Annotated in this window: 21 protein-coding genes and 5 tRNA genes; 2 read left to right on the forward strand and 24 right to left on the reverse strand. The window is 33.1% G+C overall.

Annotation, left to right across the window (positions count from 1 at the left end; all coding sequences use genetic code 11):
* Nucleotides 1–5 precede the first annotated feature (5 nt).
* The 22 genes from rplL to CXF54_RS13180 all read right to left on the reverse strand — a co-directional run bounded on the left by rplL (nt 6) and on the right by CXF54_RS13180 (nt 14,521).
* Nucleotides 6–380 (reverse strand): 50S ribosomal protein L7/L12, encoded by a 375-nt coding sequence (gene rplL, locus CXF54_RS13075; protein ID WP_090837410.1) that lies wholly within the window; start codon nt 378–380, stop codon nt 6–8.
* A gap of 58 nt (nt 381–438) precedes the next feature.
* The gene (gene rplJ / locus CXF54_RS13080) at nt 439–960 is read right to left on the reverse strand and encodes a 50S ribosomal protein L10 (protein ID WP_090837413.1); all 522 of its coding nucleotides are present in this window, start codon (nt 958–960) and stop codon (nt 439–441) included.
* A 19-nt stretch (nt 961–979) separates the two neighbouring features.
* The gene (gene rplA, locus CXF54_RS13085) at nt 980–1,669 is read right to left on the reverse strand and encodes a 50S ribosomal protein L1 (protein WP_090837415.1); all 690 of its coding nucleotides are present in this window, start codon (nt 1,667–1,669) and stop codon (nt 980–982) included.
* A 19-nt stretch (nt 1,670–1,688) separates the two neighbouring features.
* Nucleotides 1,689–2,129, reverse strand: a complete 441-nt coding sequence (rplK, locus tag CXF54_RS13090; RefSeq protein WP_090837416.1) for a 50S ribosomal protein L11 — start codon at nt 2,127–2,129, stop codon at nt 1,689–1,691.
* Between the two features lie 70 nt (nt 2,130–2,199).
* Nucleotides 2,200–2,754, reverse strand: a complete 555-nt coding sequence (gene nusG, locus CXF54_RS13095) for a transcription termination/antitermination protein NusG (RefSeq protein WP_090837417.1) — start codon at nt 2,752–2,754, stop codon at nt 2,200–2,202.
* Between the two features lie 6 nt (nt 2,755–2,760).
* A complete protein-coding gene (secE, locus tag CXF54_RS13100; RefSeq protein ID WP_028290299.1) occupies nt 2,761–2,958 on the reverse strand; it encodes a preprotein translocase subunit SecE in 198 nt (65 codons plus the stop codon).
* 88 nt (nt 2,959–3,046) lie between these two features.
* Nucleotides 3,047–3,119, reverse strand: a tRNA-Trp gene (locus CXF54_RS13105).
* 62 nt (nt 3,120–3,181) lie between these two features.
* A complete protein-coding gene (tuf, locus tag CXF54_RS13110; protein ID WP_090837418.1) occupies nt 3,182–4,369 on the reverse strand; it encodes an elongation factor Tu in 1,188 nt (395 codons plus the stop codon).
* A gap of 68 nt (nt 4,370–4,437) precedes the next feature.
* Nucleotides 4,438–4,509, reverse strand: a tRNA-Thr gene (locus CXF54_RS13115).
* 11 nt (nt 4,510–4,520) lie between these two features.
* Nucleotides 4,521–4,593: transfer RNA gene (locus tag CXF54_RS13120), tRNA-Gly, on the reverse strand.
* 53 nt (nt 4,594–4,646) lie between these two features.
* Nucleotides 4,647–4,728 (reverse strand) — tRNA-Tyr (locus CXF54_RS13125).
* 76 nt (nt 4,729–4,804) lie between these two features.
* Nucleotides 4,805–4,878, reverse strand: a tRNA-Thr gene (locus tag CXF54_RS13130).
* A gap of 87 nt (nt 4,879–4,965) precedes the next feature.
* A complete protein-coding gene (gene hpf, locus CXF54_RS13135; protein ID WP_101203867.1) occupies nt 4,966–5,280 on the reverse strand; it encodes a ribosome hibernation-promoting factor, HPF/YfiA family in 315 nt (104 codons plus the stop codon).
* A gap of 25 nt (nt 5,281–5,305) precedes the next feature.
* A complete protein-coding gene (locus tag CXF54_RS13140) occupies nt 5,306–6,196 on the reverse strand; it encodes a tyrosine-type recombinase/integrase (protein ID WP_101203868.1) in 891 nt (296 codons plus the stop codon).
* Nucleotides 6,197–6,309: 113 nt separating this feature from the next.
* On the reverse strand, nt 6,310–6,504 hold the full coding sequence (gene rpsU, locus CXF54_RS13145) for a 30S ribosomal protein S21 (RefSeq protein WP_090837423.1): 195 nt from the start codon (nt 6,502–6,504) through the stop codon (nt 6,310–6,312).
* An 81-nt stretch (nt 6,505–6,585) separates the two neighbouring features.
* Nucleotides 6,586–8,013 carry a carboxypeptidase-like regulatory domain-containing protein gene (locus CXF54_RS13150; protein ID WP_101203869.1) on the reverse strand — a complete coding sequence of 476 codons (1,428 nt, stop codon included), beginning with the start codon at nt 8,011–8,013 and terminating at the stop codon, nt 6,586–6,588.
* 189 nt (nt 8,014–8,202) lie between these two features.
* Entirely contained in the window at nt 8,203–9,372 is a 1,170-nt protein-coding gene (locus CXF54_RS13155; RefSeq protein WP_090837427.1) for an acyl-CoA dehydrogenase family protein, read from the reverse strand.
* A gap of 24 nt (nt 9,373–9,396) precedes the next feature.
* On the reverse strand, nt 9,397–10,284 hold the full coding sequence (locus tag CXF54_RS13160) for a ComEA family DNA-binding protein (RefSeq protein WP_101203870.1): 888 nt from the start codon (nt 10,282–10,284) through the stop codon (nt 9,397–9,399).
* Between the two features lie 12 nt (nt 10,285–10,296).
* Nucleotides 10,297–11,886: an alanine/glycine:cation symporter family protein gene (locus tag CXF54_RS13165; protein WP_101203871.1), complete on the reverse strand. Its 1,590-nt coding sequence runs from the start codon at nt 11,884–11,886 to the stop codon at nt 10,297–10,299.
* A gap of 91 nt (nt 11,887–11,977) precedes the next feature.
* Entirely contained in the window at nt 11,978–13,003 is a 1,026-nt protein-coding gene (locus CXF54_RS13170) for a potassium channel family protein (protein ID WP_090837433.1), read from the reverse strand.
* A 3-nt stretch (nt 13,004–13,006) separates the two neighbouring features.
* Nucleotides 13,007–13,234 (reverse strand): PspC domain-containing protein, encoded by a 228-nt coding sequence (locus CXF54_RS13175; RefSeq protein WP_028283630.1) that lies wholly within the window; start codon nt 13,232–13,234, stop codon nt 13,007–13,009.
* A gap of 12 nt (nt 13,235–13,246) precedes the next feature.
* On the reverse strand, nt 13,247–14,521 hold the full coding sequence (locus CXF54_RS13180) for a DUF2851 family protein (RefSeq protein ID WP_101203872.1): 1,275 nt from the start codon (nt 14,519–14,521) through the stop codon (nt 13,247–13,249).
* Nucleotides 14,522–14,705: 184 nt separating this feature from the next.
* Between CXF54_RS13180 and CXF54_RS13185 the strand changes: the two genes are divergently transcribed.
* Complete coding sequence (locus CXF54_RS13185; protein ID WP_101203873.1) at nt 14,706–15,887, forward strand: MFS transporter; 1,182 nt, start codon at nt 14,706–14,708, stop codon at nt 15,885–15,887.
* A gap of 32 nt (nt 15,888–15,919) precedes the next feature.
* On the opposite strand, the gene CXF54_RS13190 is transcribed toward CXF54_RS13185, so the two are convergent.
* On the reverse strand, nt 15,920–17,275 hold the full coding sequence (locus CXF54_RS13190) for a UDP-N-acetylmuramate--L-alanine ligase (RefSeq protein WP_101203874.1): 1,356 nt from the start codon (nt 17,273–17,275) through the stop codon (nt 15,920–15,922).
* A 161-nt stretch (nt 17,276–17,436) separates the two neighbouring features.
* Here CXF54_RS13190 and CXF54_RS13195 point away from each other — a divergent pair, with 161 nt between their 5' ends.
* Nucleotides 17,437–18,180 carry a hypothetical protein gene (locus CXF54_RS13195; protein ID WP_101203875.1) on the forward strand — a complete coding sequence of 248 codons (744 nt, stop codon included), beginning with the start codon at nt 17,437–17,439 and terminating at the stop codon, nt 18,178–18,180.
* Nucleotides 18,181–18,183: 3 nt separating this feature from the next.
* On the opposite strand, the gene CXF54_RS13200 is transcribed toward CXF54_RS13195, so the two are convergent.
* Nucleotides 18,184–19,128 (reverse strand): tetratricopeptide repeat protein, encoded by a 945-nt coding sequence (locus tag CXF54_RS13200; protein ID WP_101203876.1) that lies wholly within the window; start codon nt 19,126–19,128, stop codon nt 18,184–18,186.
* Between the last annotated feature and the right edge of the window lie 99 nt (nt 19,129–19,227).

Here is a 19,227-nt window from a genome sequence, read left to right on the forward strand (position 1 = left end):
TAAGCTTACTTAAGCTCAACCTCTGCTCCTGCCTCTTCTAACTGAGTTTTAAGAGCTTCTGCCTCATCTTTAGAAACTGCTTCTTTGATTGCACTTGGTGCATCATCAACTAAACCTTTAGCTTCTTTTAAACCTAAACCAGTTAATTCCTTAACTAATTTTACTACTGCTAATTTAGAAGCACCTGCTGCTTTTAAAATAACATCAAATTCAGTTTGAGCTTCTTCAGCATCTCCTCCTCCAGCTGGACCAGCTGCAACAGCTACTGCAGCAGCAGCAGGCTCGATACCATATTCATCTTTTAAAATAGTAGCTAACTCATTTACTTCTTTAACAGTAAGGTTAACTAATTGTTCTGCGAAATCTTTTAAATCTGCCATTTTTCTATCGTTTTAATTTTTTAATAATATATAATTGTAAAAGTGCGTAATGTTTGAATTATCCCTCTTTTTGAGATAATGTTTTTAAGATACCTGAAAGTGTTCCACCGCTTGATTTAAGAGCCGAGATAACGTTTTTAGCAGGAGACTGTAATAATCCTACAATATCACCAATTAACTCTTCTCTAGACTTGATGTCTACTAACATATCTAATTGGTCATCTCCTAAATAAACCGCTTCTTCAATAAAAGCACCCTTTAATAAAGGCTTCTCAGATTTTTTTCTGAAAGCTTTGATTAATTTAGCTGGAGCATTCCCAGTTTCCGAATACATCACAGATGTATTTCCCTTTAATATTGATGGTAAGTTTCCAAAATCTCTATCGGAAGCTTCCATTGCTTTTTCAAGTAATGTATTTTTAACAACAGCTAACTGTATGTTTGCTTTAAAACAAGCACGACGTAAGTCAGAAGTAGTTCCTGCATTTAAACCAGAAATATCTGCTATGTAGATATTAGAGTTATCGGCTAATTGAACAGTTAATTCTTTAATTACTTGTGATTTTTCTTCTCTAGTCATAATATAAAGTTTTTAACTACTAACCTATTTTAGTTTCTACAGCAATACTTGGACTCATTGTAGAAGACATAAAAATGCTTTTTACATAAACTCCCTTAGCTGTAGTTGGCTTAAGTTTCATTATTGTTGTTAATAATTCATTTGCATTTTCCTCAATCTTATCAGCACTAAAAGATGCTTTTGCAATTGAAGCATGAACGATACCAGTTTTGTCAACTTTAAAGTCAATTTTACCAGCCTTAACTTCAGTTACAGCTTTTGCTACATCCATAGTTACAGTACCAGTCTTAGGGTTAGGCATTAAACCACGAGGTCCTAATACACGTCCTAAAGGTCCTAGTTTACCCATAACGCTAGGCATAGTAATAATTACATCAACGTCTGTCCAACCACTCTTGATTTTATCAAGGTACTCATCTAAACCAACGTAATCAGCACCTGCTTCTTTAGCTTCTGCTTCTTTATCTGGAGTTACTAATGCTAAAACTTTAACGTCCTTCCCTGTACCATGAGGAAGAGATACTACACCTCTAACCATTTGATTAGCTTTTCTTGGGTCAACCCCTAAACGAATTGCTAAATCTACAGAAGCGTCAAACTTTGTATTAGTTATTTCTTTTACTAATGCTGAAGCATCTTTTAAAGAATATACTCTATCCTTCTCAATTTTTGCTACAGATTCTTTTTGTTTCTTTGTTAATCTTGCCATTTTTTAAAATCTTTTTAGGTTAATTTGGTGCTTCACCACCTTTAACAGTTATACCCATAGATCTTGCAGTACCAGCAATCATCTTCATTGCAGACTCAATTGTAAATGCATTTAAATCTACCATTTTATCTTCTGCAATAGTTTTGACTTGATCCCAAGAAACTTTTGCTACTTTTTTAACGTGTGGTTCACCTGAACCTTTCTTCACTTTGGCCGCTTCTAATAATTGTACTGCAGCAGGAGGTGTTTTGATTACAAAGTCAAAAGACTTGTCTTTGTAAACCGAAATCACAACTGGTAAAACCTTACCAGCTTTATCTTGGGTTCTTGCATTAAATTGCTTACAGAATTCCATGATATTTACTCCAGCAGCACCTAAAGCGGGTCCAACCGGTGGCGACGGATTCGCTGCACCTCCCCTTACTTGTAGCTTAACTACTTTACCTAATTCTTTTGCCATTTTGAATGTTTTTGTTTTGTACTTATTTTAAGTGGAAGCCTAAAAGAAGTACGCTTTATTGTAACAATTATTAAATTTTTTCTACTTGCATATAGCTTAGTTCTAATGGTGTCTTTCTTCCGAAAATCTTAACCATTACTTCAAGCTTACGCTTTTCTTCATTAATGTTTTCTATAGTACCGTCAAAACCATTAAAAGGTCCATCAATAACTTTTACTGTTTCACCTTTGGTGTAAGGTATTGCAACATTAACGTCCGCATCAACAGATAACTCATCTACTTTACCTAACATTCTGTTAACTTCAGATTGTCTTAAAGGTAAAGGATCACCACCTTTTGTAGCACCTAAAAAACCAATAACGTTAGTTATTGATCTTATAATATGAGGCACTTCTCCAGTAAGGTTAGCTTTAATCATAATGTATCCACTAAAGTAAACTTTTTCTTTGTTTACTTTTTTACCATTACGGATTTGAACTACATTTTCTGTTGGTACCAAAACCTGCTCTACATAATCCTGTAGACCTAATCTTGAAATTTCGTTCTCGATATAAGTTTTGATTTTATTCTCTTGACCACTTACAGCTCTAACTACGTACCATTTTTTTTCTCCAACTTCAGCCATAATAATCTATCCTGTTATAAGGTTAAAGTATAAACTAATAACTTTACTAAAAACAGTATCAATTCCCCATATTGCTAAAGAGAAAATAATTGAAAAAACAGCCACTAGGATCGTTAAACTTTGCGCCTCAGACCAAGGTGTCCATGTTACGTTGTTTTTTAATTCTCCAAATGATTCTTTTATATAGTTTACTATTCCAGCCATATGTCTTTGTTTAAATGTCTTCCTATGGAGCGGACTACTTTATTCTATTTTGAGGTAAACGATAATTATTATCATTTACCTCAATTTGCACGGGCGGAGAGACTCGAACTCCCGACACCTGGTTTTGGAGACCAGTGCTCTACCAACTGAGCTACGCCCGTAAATAAAAACCAAGACACCACGCGAACGAAGTGTCTTAGCTTTATATTTTATAAACTATAAATTAGTCTAAAATTTCAGTTACCTGACCTGCACCAACTGTTCTACCACCTTCACGTATAGCGAAACGTAATCCAACATTCATTGCGATCTTTTGGATTAACTCAACATGAATTGTTAAGTTATCTCCAGGCATAACCATCTCTACTCCTTCAGGTAACGCAATGTTTCCTGTTACGTCAGTTGTACGAACATAAAACTGAGGACGGTAGTTATTATGGAATGGAGTGTGACGTCCACCTTCTTCTTTTTTAAGGATATAAACCTCAGCTTTAAATTTAGCGTGTGGTGTTACAGAACCTGGCTTAACAATAACCATACCTCTAGAGATTTGAGACTTCTCAATTCCTCTTAATAAGATACCAGCGTTATCTCCAGCTTCTCCTCTATCTAATATTTGACGGAACATTTCAATTCCTGTAATAGTAGATGTTAATTTTTCAGCACCCATACCAATGATCTCAACTGGATCTCCAGTATTAGCTACACCAGTTTCGATACGTCCAGTTGCTACTGTACCACGACCTGTAATAGAAAACACATCTTCAATTGGCATTAAGAAAGGCTTGTCCATATCACGAACTGGCTCTTCAATCCATGCATCAACTTGTGCCATTAATTCCATTACTGTATCAACCCATTTTTGCTCACCATTTAAAGCTCCTAATGCAGAACCAGAAACTACAGGTCCGTTATCACCATCATACTCATAGAATGATAATAATTCTCTAACCTCCATGTCTACTAACTCTAAAAGCTCTTCATCATCAACCATATCCACTTTATTTAAGAATACTACGATTCTTGGGATACCTACCTGACGACCTAATAAGATGTGCTCACGAGTTTGTGGCATTGGACCATCCGTTGCAGCTACTACTAAAATAGCTCCATCCATTTGTGCAGCACCAGTTACCATGTTCTTAACGTAATCGGCGTGACCTGGACAATCTACGTGTGCGTAGTGACGATTTGCTGTTGAATATTCTACGTGTGATGTATTAATTGTAATACCTCTTTCTTTTTCTTCTGGAGCGTTATCAATCTGATCGAAAGATTTTGCTTCTGATAAACCTGCATCAGCTAATACTTTAGTAATAGCAGCAGTTAAAGTTGTTTTACCGTGATCTACGTGTCCAATTGTACCAATATTTAAGTGTGGTTTTGAACGATCGAAAGTTGCCTTTGCCATGTTTTAATAATTTAATCTTAGTTATATAATAATATTAGTGTATTCTTAATTTTTTATTCTTTATTCAGAGCCAATGACGGGAATTGAACCCGTGACCTCTTCCTTACCAAGGAAACGCTCTACCCCTGAGCTACACCGGCTTAAATATTAGAGCGAGAGACCGGGTTCGAACCGGCGACATTCAGCTTGGAAGGCTGACGCTCTACCAACTGAGCTACTCTCGCAATTATTTAAAATCCTTTGTCGTCTAAAATTAATTTTTCTAATTAAAAAAAAGTGGGGAGAGCAGGATTCGAACCTGCGAAGACGTAGTCAGCAGATTTACAGTCTGCCCTCGTTGGCCGCTTGAGTATCTCCCCAATTTTAAACTTTTCACTCTATTAAAGAACTTACACAAAGTTAAAACAATTTATAATTTATTTTAACTTTATTTTGAGCCGATGGAGGGACTCGAACCCACGACCTGCTGATTACAAATCAGCTGCTCTAGCCAGCTGAGCTACATCGGCTTTTATATCTCTTTTTACTTCTAAAAAAAGCCCGCTATTTCTAACGGACTGCAAATGTATAGATTTATTTAATTATTCAAAACATTTTTATGAAATATTTTTAAAATTTTCTCGTAATTTTTGTTTTCGCTTTTTTAACTGCCTTTCTAAAGAGGCTACAGCACCGTCTACACCCTCTTCAAAAGACTTACATTGTTTTTTAACAACAAAGCTATCTCCGGGTACATTTATCTTGGCTTCAAAAACTTTATTTAGTTTATTACTAGTCTTTTCGACCTTTAGATAGACTTCTGACTGAATTACCTTATCGTAATACATTTCTAATTTATTCATTCTTTTTTGAATAAATTCTAATAATTGGGGATCGGCATTAAAATTAATTGCCTGTGTGTTTACCTTCATACTTTAAATTTTTGTGGTTAAACATTTATTTTTTACTTCTAGGATGTGCTTTGGCATACACTTTTTTTAACTCTGCAATACTATTATGAGTATATACCTGAGTGGCTGCTAAACTAGAATGCCCTAATAACTCCTTTACCGCGTTTATCTCTGCACCTTGATTTAATAAATGGGTCGCAAACGAGTGTCTAAGTATGTGGGGACTTTTCTTAACCTTACTTGAAGCCTTACTAAAGTAATCATTTATAATTCTGTAGACAAGAGTTTCATAAATTTTAACGCCCTTTTTTGTTAAAAACAAATGCGTTTGATCAGTAATAACTTCTAATTTATTTCTTTCCGTTTTATAATTTGCTATGCTTTCTACAATTGACGGTAATAATGGCACAATGCGCTCTTTATTTCTTTTACCTAAAATCTTAATTGTTTTGTTTTCTAAGTCGGCATCCTTTAATTTAATGTTAATCAATTCTATACGACGCATTCCTGTTGAATAAAACAATTCTATAATTAGCTTATTTCTTAACCCTTCAAAATCTGAATTATGACTTATTTGATCTAGAACGGTTGTTATTTCGTTTTCAGAAAAAGGGATTTGAACTTTTTTACTAGTTTTAAGTGCCTTATGTTTTGACAATGGATTTATTTTAACTTCTTCTATTTTAAGTAAGAATTTAAAAAAGCTATTTAGAGCAGAAATCTTTCTGTTTATACTTCTGTTTGCTATCCCTTTTTGAACAAGACTAACAATCCATGTTCTAATTTGAGCATAATTAACCTCATTAATCGTATTATTCTGTTCTTCTTCATTTAAAAAAAACAAAAAGGATTCTATATCTTTCTTATAAGCATTAACTGTTAGACTAGAATATTTTTTTTCTAATAACAGATAATCTAAAAAGGCTTGTAATAGCATTATGTATGTAAAGTATTTAAGTCCGATAAATATACCATTTTTTGTATCAGATTACTGGAAAAACAAAAATCCCACTAAAAATTTAGTGGGATTTTATTATTAATTGCAACTGCTTACACAGCTTCTTGATCTCTTAAACGTTGCACATATTGAGCCTTTTGAACTTTAACTCTATTACCTACAGAAGGTTTTGTAAACTGCTTACGACTTTGCAAAGCGCGTCGCGTTCCTGTTTTATCAAACTTACGTTTGTAGCGTTTTAATGCTCTCTCTATATTTTCTCCGTCCTTTAATGGAATTACTAACATAGTATCTTAACCTCCTCTCTTTTAAAATTTTGAGGTGCAAATATAGAAAGTTATTTAAATTGAGCACTCATAAATTTAATTTTATTGTTTAAAAAGAGACGATCGCTTTGTTAAATCTTTAATTAGTTTTTCGTCTTCTTCACTTTCTAAAAGGGTATTGTAGTTATCCCAAAACAATTTATTGTACGGTTTAACTGAAAAAATATCTGGATCCCAATCTTGTTGCAAAGCAGCTTCAATTGCTTCTGGATCTTGAATTATCTCTGTAAACAGTATTTCTTGTACTGTATAATAAAAACGTTCTTCCTTATTAAACAACGCTTCTTCTTCCTTGTTTATCTTACCCGTTGGCTTATAACCTACGTTAACTAGTTTAGGTGTTTCATAATAGATATAATTAGGATACATTTTATCCTGATACTCCATATAAGAGATTACAAGCTTATGATTGATTTGCGTATCAAATAGCGTTTTACTCCTATTTTTTTGTGCGTCAGAACCTGCTCTAAGTTGGTATTCGATTTTTTTAATTGAAAAATTATCCCAATAAATATAAATCCAACCTTCTGCAATATATCCTTCGTTATAAATCCCTTCCGTATTTAAACCCGCAAAGTTTTCACCTTTATCAATTTTAATTTTATAAATTTTGCGCTCGTTGTCTACTAAAATAGTATCCAATTTAAATTGATGTGTTTTTAAAACATCATCACCCAATAATGCTTTTGGACTTTTAGAGTTACGGACTAAATTAAGCTTTCCCTTAAATAAGTTTTCTAATCCATTTACCCTGGTGTCATTCCATTTAATGGACTTTATTAAAGATGACTTAGCAATTGTATCACGTCTTAAATTTTTAGGCTTTAAATTAACATTAGCGTTGTACTTTAAATACATTGAATACGAGAATAAGCTATCTACATCACGTAAGTCGTAACTTTTTCTAACCTGATCTACATTTATTTTTAAGTTGTCTGCACCTCCTGTAACATAACTGGAATCGTCGTACAAAGTAATAGCACTTTCTACTAACCATTTAAATTGTTTCTTGTTTCTTTCTTTATGTCTTAAAAACCCTTTCTGAAGATAAGGCTGCTCAGGCAGGTTGTTTTCTAACCTTTCTAAAGCTCTAATTACAATATCATTACCCGTTTTAGGTCTATTTTCGGCGACTATTAAAATTTCGTCTAAAGACGCAATATCTTCTTCTAAAAGTATATCTAGTGAGTTATCAAATTGATCGATTGTTGTTTTGTAGCTTTTAAACCCTATTGAAGAAATTATAATTGTATCCTTTTCAAATGCCTTAGGCACCAATAATACAAACTTCCCATCCGCATTGGTTATTGTTCCAATGGTTGTGTTTTGAACATACACACTGGCGTTTTCAATAGGTAACATACTCATAAAGTCTGTAACCTTACTCTTAATTTCGGTTTGTGCCACAGCAAAACTTCCTACTAGTAAAAAGATAATAATTACTGAGGATTTGATCTGAGTCAATTTCATTATAAAAAATTTAAATATTATTTGTTAGCAGGATTGCTATCAGTTATAACGATTACCATTTTAGCGAAAACGCATTACCGCTTTCGCTAAAAAGCTAATCAAATTATTTCGTAGCTGGCTTATAGTCTTTACCATCAATTACCATTTTAGCGATAATTTGGAAGAATTTTCGCCAAAAAGCTAAACAAACTATTTTGTAGCTGGCTTATAGTCTTTACCGTCAATTACCATTTTAGCGATAATTTCTCTTAAAATTTCTGAAGTACCACCACCTATTGGTCCTAATCTACTATCTCTCAATAGTCGTGCCAATGGATATTCTTCCATATAACCATAACCACCTAAAAACTGAAGACAATCATAAATAACATCGTCCGCTACTTTAGTAGATTTTAATTTAGACATTGTTGCTTCTTTTACAACATACTCACCTTTACCTAATCTATCTGCAATTGTATAATTAAACGTTTTACAGATTTCTACTTCTGTAATATGATCTGCTAAACGGTGTCTTAAAGCTTGAAAACGATCTATAGTTTTACCAAAAGCTGTACGCTCTGACATGTATTGCATTGTATAATCTAAAGCAAACTCTGCTCTAGCATGTGCATTTACTCCCATAATTAGACGTTCCGTCGCAAAATGCTGCATAATATATGCAAAGCCTTTGTTTTCTTCTCCCATTAGGTTGGAAGCTGGAATAGTTACATTATCAAATGCAATCTCTCCTGTATCCGATGCTCTCCAACCTAATTTATCTAATTTAGTTGCAGATACACCCGGCGTATCTCTATCAATCAAGAAAATACTAATCCCCTTGTTACCTAATTCAGGATTTGTTTTTGCTGCTACTACTAAATAGTCGCTGTACACTCCGTTTGTAATAAATGTTTTTGACCCATTAATTACATATGTATCTCCTTTTTTAACTGCTGTAGATCGCATTCCTGCAACATCACTACCGCCAAAAGGTTCTGTAATACAAAGACACCCAATCATGTCTCCTGTAATACTAGCAGTTAAATATTTTTCTTTTATGGCATCACTACCTTCCGCTTTTAAATGCGTCATTGCAAGATAAGCATGCGCCCACATTGCAGCTGCAAAACCAGCAGAATTGATTTTTTGCAATTCTTCTAGCAAAATAATCATATAGAAAATATCTAAATCCATTCCGCCATATTGCTCCGGGTAACTAATACCAAAAAAGCCCATATCGCCAAATTTTTTCCAAATAAAGCGTTCTATACTTCCAGTTTTTTCCCATTTATCAATATGAGGAACGACTTCTTTTTTTAAAAAATCGCGTAAACTTTCTCTAAATAAATTATGCTCTTCACTGAAGTACATATTTCCCATAATACGTTGTGTTATTGTTAAGTTCTAATCTAGACGTAAAGATAACTTAATTATCTGTATTTTATTAACAGGAAAACCGTTAACTTTTGTTAATTCGTCAATGGATTTAAACCCGTCACGCAAGGTCCTTTCTTCTATTATATTGTGCGCTACTTCGTAATCTATATATTTAATAGTAACCAACTGTTCTTTAGTTGCTTTATTTAAAGCCATTTTGGTAATTGCTCTTGGTGATTTAATAACAAAGTTATCTTTTACGTTTTGAATAACTTCTGGCGTTAATCCATACACCTCTTGCAACTCTACAAACGAATGAAACCCATTTATTTTTGTTCTAAACTTTACTATACGTTTTGAATAAGAAGGTCCGATACCATATACTTTTTGAAGTTGTGCAGCTGTAGCTGAATTTAAATCTAACTTCTGACTTATAGTCTTTGGCGTATTAGAAAAGGTCTTAGAAAACGTCTTTTGTTTTGGCTTTGGATTAGTTACCCAATCTGGAAATTTAAAATAAGGAGATATTTTAGCCAATAAAGAATCTGAAATCATTGTTACCGCCTTAAATTGAGAGACAGAATTGATCCATTTATCTTGGTTTCTAAAAGCCAATAACCTATCAATTTCTTGAGTAGTCATTCCTAAAGTATAGCCTTTATAATCTGTTATAAAATTAGGATTAAAAGGATAGATTTTTGGTTTGCGCTTTTCTATTTCAATTGCTTTAAGCGAATCTACTTGTTTAATAAAAGCATCAACTTCAGCATCTTTAGAATCAAAGTCAGGAGTTGTATTTAAGAGTGATGGTAATACAAAATGAAAAAACACAAGTAGCATTAAAATTATTGATACCAATAAAAAAATCCCACTCCTTTGTTTTTTAGAAAACATGAAGTGGGATTGATTAAACATTATATAGTTTATTTATGACGCATTAAACGTTTTAATAACGCTCATATATTTTTTAAGTTCTGACTTAACTTTTGGCGCTAATAATACTAATCCAATCATGTTTGGAACCATCATAGCAAATACCATTGCATCAGAGAATCCTATTACTGAATTTAAACTTGCTGCTGCACCAATTACTACAAATACACAAAAGATTACTTTATACGTATACTCTGCTCTTTTAGTTCTTCCAAATAGGAAAGACCATCCTTGGTAACCATAGTAAGACCAAGATATCATTGAGCTAAAAGCAAATAACACCACTGCAACTGTTAACACATATGGGAACCAGCTAATAACACTACCAAAAGCTCCTGAAGTCATTAAAATAGCTTCTGCATCACTTGATGGTCCTGCACCTGCTAAAGATCCTGTAATAATTAAAACTAAAGCTGTCATTGTACATACTACAACAGTATCGATAAATGGCTCTAATAAAGCAACCATACCTTCACTTGCAGCATATTTTGTTTTTACAGCTGAATGCGCGATAGAAGCCGAACCAATACCTGCTTCGTTTGAAAACGCTGCACGTCTAAATCCTTGTACTAATACTCCAACAACACCACCTGCCATTCCTTCTGGGCTAAAAGCTCCATTCCAGATTTGAGCAAATGCATCTCCAATCATATCATATTTAGCAAAAATCACAAATAAAGATGCTAACACATATATTAATACCATGAATGGCACAATCTTATCTGTTACTTTAGCAATTTTTTTAATTCCACCAATAATTACAATACCTACTAAAACAGCCATTACTAGACCAAAAGCCCATCCATAACCATGTAAGAAAGATTGGTCTCCTCCTGTAATGTTTTCTACTAGTTGAAACGCTTGATTGACTTGGAACATGTTTCCACCTCCAAAAGAACCTCCAATTACAAATATTGCAAAAAGAACAGCTAAAACTTTTCCTAAACCACCCATACCTTTAGACTTAAGTCCTTTGGTTAAGTAGTACATTGGACCACCATATACGGTTCCATCTTCGCCAATATCTCTGTATTTAACACCAAGTGTACACTCTACAAACTTAGATGCCATACCTAAAAACCCAGCTATAATCATCCAAAACGTTGCTCCTGCACCACCAATTGACACAGCAATAGCAACTCCTGCAATATTACCTAAACCTACTGTTGCAGATAAAGCAGCAGTTAATGCCTGAAAGTGTGATACTTCTCCTTCGTGGTTTTCAACAGCTATAGTTTCTATATTATCACCACCTGGAGTAGAATCTCCTGCAGCAATCATAGACTCATGATGATCTAACTCATCATACTTACCTCTTACAATGTTTATAGATGTAAAAAAACCTCTAAAATTGATAAAGTTAAAATAGAATGTAAAATAAAGCGCTCCCAGAATTAAAGGGAACAATACCCAAAATATTTTAATTCCTCCTCCAAAATCTATTTGATAAAAAATAAGATCAACAAACCAGCCTGTAGCGTCTCCGAATTTTTCGTCGATAATCTGATCTAAACCTTTTTCTTCCTTCGCAAAGGTCAAAAGCGGTAATATTAATGTAAAAATTGAAAGAAGGTATTTCTTCATAATTTAATTATTAGTTAGTAAAATTTTAATTAAGATTAGCAAGATGCAAAAAAATGGTGAATTTTTAAAAGAAAACTTGTTAAATACCGTATTAGTCTAAACTAAAAACAGTATTCAATTTTTTAATTTGTTCCGGTCTTCCTAATACGATAACTTTAGAACCAGGTATTAATTTTAGTTCGCCTTCTGGGTTGACAATATACTCACCTGCACCACTTTTAAACCCTATAACTGTACACCCTGTTTTGTGGCGTAAGTCTAAATCTATGATAGATTTGATACCTGTATTTGGATCGTATAATTTTTCGACTTGAACTTCCTCTATATTTATATTACTTTCTCCTACGATAGCAAGATTATCAATAAATTCTATTAAATCAGGAACAACGACTAAAGACGCCATGTGATCACCACCAATACGATCTGGTAAAATAACGTTGTTAGCACCTGCTAACTTAAGCTTCTCATAGGATGTTTCTTGAGATGCACGACTTATGATGCGTAAATCCTTTTTCATTTGTCTAGCAGAAAGCACAACAAATAAATTATCTGCGTCATTTGGTAAAGCCGAAATCAAACTACTGGCACGCTCTATACCTGCTTGCAATAAGACTTCATCTTCGTTAGCATTTCCAAACACGAAAGGCATATTTTCATCTTCAAATTTTTCAATAACCTCCTTGTTTTTTTCGACAATAACAAAAGGTTGTTTGTGTGCTAATAACTTGGTTGCAGCCTGTTTTCCGTTTCGACCATAACCACAAATAATAATATGGTTATTCAAGCCATCAATTTTTTTCTGCATTTTCTTTTGTTTTAATTCTTCTATATTATTTCTGCTTAAAATAAATTCAGTAATAATTGTTAAGGCATAACCAACAATGACAACACTATTTAATATTAAGAATATTGTAAATATTTTTGAGGTATCATCCAAAGGTTGCACCTCTCCAAAACCTACTGTAGTAATGGTGATTACTGTCATGTACAAGGCGTCTATCCAAGTATAGTTAGACATAAATCTAAACCCAAAAACACCAATAACTAACAATATTAGTAATAAGGTTATGGCTGTATATATTTTAGACCTGTAGAGTGTTATTAATGGGTTAGTCATAAGTTATAGATCAAACACAGAAGAGCGTTTAGTGTATACAATATCTTTAATACGCATCCAAAATGCTAAAAATAAATACAATGCAAATCCAAAGCCAAGTGTCGCAAATGTTAAATACATAAACGTTGTACGTACGACTTTAGCTCTAATCCCCAAACGGTCAGCAATACGCTGACAGACGTGATAACCACGTTTTTGAAAATAGTGTAATTGTTTATATAAGAATTGCATATTGCAAGATAATTAATTTTGAGTAAGTATAGTATTACCAATAGCACATTTTAAACATTGGTTTGCATCACAATAATTATTTTTAAGTTGAATAACCGCTTGACTCTCCAAAGCTGATGTCACTGAAACTTCTAAGCTTTTAAATTTATCTACAATTCCGTTTTGTTCTGGATTTAATTGTTGCATAAAACTAACAATCTCTTCCTCAATAGATTTACCTTGTTGTTTTGCATAACAAAATTTAAGCGGAATAATTGTATTGATTAATAATAGATCAATAAACGACTTTGTTATCTGCTTTTTTCTGGTTTTAGAAATTTTTTCAAACGTATAATGTGACTCCCAAAAAGGTGAGGTTGACACCGAAAACAATTTATAAATAGCCTCTAGGTTTTCCGAAGCAATTACCTTTGAGAACAAATTTTGGTGCAAATGATACAAATTAGCCAATTGTGATAATCTAATAGTCGGAAAATTTGGCGGTCGCAACCTAAAAAACTGTAACGGACTAACACTACTACTATCTAATTTAAATTTTTGTTTTAAAAACGTGTATTCTTTTTGAAGTCCTATATAATAAATATCCTCGACTTCTTTATCTAACAAACTAGCCTGACCATAAAACAAAGCTTCTAAACTTAGCAGACTACTCTGTTGTTTTCTTACTACAGTAAAATCAAAACTATTAACCAAGCTAAAAAAGGAATCTCCATTAACTTTAAGTCCAAAGTTTTTGGCTAATAATTTAAACATTACCGCTTCCCAATCATTGTTTGATGTTTCTAAAATAGACTCTATAGTTTTCGCTTTTCGTTCCAGACGTTCAAAATATAAACGCTCCAACCAGTTATTAACTATAAATGGGTTAACCTCTGTAATTGTATGCTCACAATTAATCCAAGTTTGCTGACTACTAAACAATTTATGATAATTAGTTAACGCAATTTCCGAAACGTAATTTTGAAGTTCTATAGTTGGTATTTGTGAATTGTCTTTTCTAAAAACTTCTGTGTCATGCTCCCAAACAACGTGTAAAATAACATTATCATAGTTAGGATCTACTTCATGATTATGGACAAACCAATCGCTAGATTTAATATGGATTTCAATATTACCAGCCCATAATTGATTATCAATATGTATTTGTCCATTAAAAAAATCAGGACCAGCATGATGGTTGTGTGTCCCTACATGTTTTACACTTACTAACTCACCTTTAGTGGTTTGAAGATTTGAGGTTTCAAACTTTTTAAGTTTCCATAAGTAGTGTAAAAAATCTTCTTGCATGGTTTAAATGTAAGATTCGCTTTTGAGATTTACAAATAAGCGGTCATTATTTGTAAGAAAAATAAGTAATTAATCAACTAGAAGCCATAAGTTAATATTAGCCATTTGTACTTTCAACTTAAAAAGTTAAGCTAAAAAACCACTAACTTCGCTATATTAAATCAAACAAAGAACACCACTAATATTGAAACATTTTAAGTTAATACTACCTGTAATTGTAATCTCTCAGTTTTGTTGCACATGCCTATGGTTTGCAGGAAATGGTGTGATTAATGACTTGGTATTAAACTTTAATTTAAAAGTTACCGCCTTAGGTCATTTAACCTCAGCAGTCCAATTTGGCTTTATTATAGGAACATTACTATTTGCTATTTTAACAATTGCAGATCGGTTTTCGCCTTCAAAAGTCTTTTTTATTAGTGCCTTATTTGGATCTGCATTTAACTTGGGAATTATTTGGAACGGTCACACCTTGATATCTCTACTAACACTTCGCTTTTTAACTGGTTTTTTTCTAGCTGGAATTTATCCAATAGGAATGAAAATAGCTGCAGATTATTACAATAAAGGCTTAGGAAAGTCACTCGGTTTTCTGGTAGGTGCATTAGTATTAGGAACTGCCTTCCCGCATTTATTAAAAGATTTTACAACAACCTATCCTTGGAAATCTGTTTTAATTACAACCTCAGTACTTGCAATAATTGGAGGATTATTAATGCTACTATTAGTACCTGATGGTCCCTACCGAAAACCTAGCCAAAACACAAATTTAAGTGCCTTTTTTAACGTCTTTCAGAAACGAGGTTTTAGAGCTGCTGCTTTTGGATATTTTGGTCACATGTGGGAACTTTATACTTTTTGGGTATTTGTCCCTATAATATTAAAACAATACACCATAATAAACACAGATGTCACCTTTAACATCCCTTTATTATCCTTTATAATTATAGGGCTAGGAGGATTAGCCTGTATCTTAAGTGGTTATATAGCGCAAATTATAGGCACAAAAAAAACAGCATTTATCGCGCTGCTTTTATCGTGTGTCTGTTGTTTAATATCTCCATTAGTATTTACCACAACTTCGGAAACGCTATTTATTGGTTTTCTTATATTTTGGGGAATGGTAGTCGTTGCTGATTCGCCATTACTTTCTACTTTAGTTGCTCAAAATGCTTCCTCTGAATTAAAAGGAACCGCACTTACCATAGTTAACTGTCTTGGATTTACTATTACCATAATTAGTATTCAGGTTATGACTTCTCTAGTTGAGTTATCAAGCTCAAACAGCATCTATTTTATATTGGCTTTAGGACCAATATTAGGTTTGATTGCTTTGGGACGTAAACACAAAACGACTGTATTATAATAATTCATAATAGTCTATTCTATTTAAACACACTACCCAATCAACCCCTTTACCTCATCAAAATCTAATCCGCCATAATTACCACTACTCATTAATAACAACGCTTTGTTATCAAATTTTTGAGAGAATAGATAGTTTTTAAAATCTTCTGGATTGGTGTAAATAATTAAATCTTCACGTTGAAAAGCATCCGCTATTTGTTGTTCAGAAACTGAATCTAGTTTTTTAATCTCTACTGCATGCGGACTATAAAAGACAACTGCAACATCTGCTGCATCTAAAGCACCTTTATATTCCTTTAAAAACTCAGCATTTAAGCTACTATACGTGTGCAACTCTAAACACGCCACTAACGTATGATTTTCATATTGTTCTTTAACCGCATTTGTTGTTGCTTTCACCTTACTTGGCGAATGTGCAAAATCCTTGTAAGCAACACTAGTTTTACTTTCTGCAATTTTCTCTAAACGCTTACTAGCCCCTTTAAAGGTAGAAATAGCTTCATAAAAATCGTCTTCGTCAATTCCCATATGTTGGCAAATCCACTTGGCTCCTGCTAAATTGTTTAAATTATGTTTTCCAAATACTTCAATAGGCATTGGACCTTCTGGAGTTTCTAATAGTGTTTCACCATTATCAACCGTATATTCTGGTGTATTATATGCAATCTTACGGATTGGGTTTTCTGAAGCTTCAACAACACGTTTTACTTCAGGATCTTCTTCATTATAATTAATACTTCCACCTTTAACAATGCTGTCTACAAATATGCTAAACTGCTCTACATAATTTTCATAAGTCGGAAACACATTAATATGATCCCAAGCAATCCCACTTAATAATGCAATATTTGGTTTGTATAAATGAAATTTTGGGCGTCTATCAATAGGACTACTTAGATACTCGTCCCCCTCTAAAACTATAAAATCGTTATCATCGGTTAGTTTAACCATAACGTCAAACCCTTCCAATTGTGCACCAACCATATAATCTACATCACGATCATGATAATGCATGACATGCAAAATCATTGATGTAATAGTTGTTTTACCATGACTTCCACCAATGACCACTCTAGTTTTATGCTTAGATTGTTCGTATAAAAACTCAGGATAACTATAAATTTTTAAGCCTAACTCTTGTGCTTTTAACAACTCAGGATTATCAGCTTTGGCATGCATCCCTAAAACAATAGCATCCAAATTACCGGTTACTTTTTCTGGAAACCATCCAAAAGTTTCAGGCAATAATCCTTTAACTTCTAATCTAGATTTTGAAGGTTCAAAAATAGTATCATCACTACCCGTTACTTGGTAGCCTTTATTGTGTAATGCTAATGCTAAATTGTGCATGGCACTTCCGCCAATAGCTATAAAATGTACGTTCATTATACTTGTTTTGTAGAGTAATCAAAGATACTAATTGCCAACAAAAATGAAGGATTGATTACACCCTTTTTCTAAATCTTTTTCAATTTAAAAAATCAAATAAATTTGAACTTTACATTATTAGGGGTATTATTGTCTAACAGAAATAATAAATCGCTTTTATGACTTCGGAAAACATTGATCACCAAATTAGTGATCACAAGTACTTGAATCTACTTTTAAACGGTAAAGAAATTACCGGCTTTTCTGATTTTTCTAATTTAGATTTTGCTGATCAAGACTTTAAAAACCATATTGAAACACAATATATAGATAGCTTTAATACTATTTATAAAAAGTACGAAATAGACTCTAAAAACAATGCTAAAACTAGTGCTTTTTTAAGATCTCTTGAGTTTTTAGCAACGCCTAAAGTTATTGATGTTGTTGCTGCACAGTATTACCCAAAACTTAATGACGCATTAAACGTATTAAAACAGACTAAAGCTATCGTAGATGAAAAGCCTGAAAACTTTAATGTCCCTTTAGTGAATAATACATTAAATGTTTTAATCCTAAATATCTGCAATAGATTAGACCAATCTGAAGTTATTGAAAATGGCAAAAAGCAACTTATTGCGCACTGTTTATATATTTGTGATGCAATATCACATGTAAATCCTAAACACCATAAAGAGATTTACGTAGCACGAAAAGATGTTTTAAAATACATCGGAAAAATTGACAGTTACAAAACTGAAGAAAGTCATTTGTATTTTGCTCCAAAAACAGAAACCGATGAGGACGCTTCCGCAGAAGGACCTATACTTGAAAAGAAAGTAAAAAAACGTGGTGCTGGTTTCTACATTTCTATAGCCATTGCTATCGCTTACGTTGCTTACCGCTTTTTCTCTCGTATAAATTAAAGCCTATAAATTCTTTTTAAAAGAAGTAAACACATCAATACTTGGTAATTCGGCAAGCGCCAAATTAATATATTTCAAAGCATTTGTAGTGTCTTTTTTATGCTTATAAATTTGTGCTAAACGGTAATTTGCCCAAGCTTTTGGCACACCATCTTTAGCTGAGTAATTTTGAATATACGCTACCAAACAACGTTCCCCTTTTTCCAATTGTACATTATAGTCCGCACACACCTTACCTATTTGGTAATGTAAGCTATTACGTTGGTGTTTTGTTTGCGCAGCTTCGATATTAGAGACTGCTTTTTCTGGTTGTTTTTCTTTTTCATATAAAGCGGTAAGCTTTTCGTAACAAGTCAAAGACCCACCTACTTTTATGGCTTTTAAGTAATACTCTTCTGCTAATTCTGGCTCGTCATCATATTCATAAATATAACCTTTAGCCAAATAACCATCTACCTTAGATAAGTTTTCTAACTGATTAGCATACTTTAAAGACGTCTTTTTGCTTCCACCAATTATACCTGGCAATTGCATATACAACTCTACTAAAGCCCAACGTGCTTCGATATGGTTAGCATCTAATTCTGCTGCCTTTAAAAAAGAAGATTTTACATCTCCGATAATCCCTAAAGCTGATATTTTACTAACGGATAAGGCTTTCATCCCTAAAGCACCTCCTAATTTATAGTGGTAATTAGCGGTATTTGGTTTAGAGGCAACTAATTTTTTATATTCTGTAGCAGCTTCATCCCATTTTTTCTGATGTCCAAAAGCGTCACCCAATAACTCAATAGCCTGTAAATTATCGGCATGGTATTTTACGTAAGCACTTAACTCCTGCTCTGCTTTAGCAAATTGTTTATTAGTGATATAATCCTGACCTTTTTCTATAGAGGTTTGCGCTAAAAGCGCTACAGGAAATAATAAAGCGATTAAAAATAATTTCATGTATTTATAGATATTGATTTAATATGTGCTTTTTATGATTGAATATTAAAGGTTTACAAAAATAGTATTCTATTGGTATTGTTTTTGTATTAATTGGTT

It is taken from the genome of Olleya sp. 1-3 (genome assembly GCF_002836085.1).
Taxonomy (GTDB): domain Bacteria; phylum Bacteroidota; class Bacteroidia; order Flavobacteriales; family Flavobacteriaceae; genus Olleya; species Olleya namhaensis.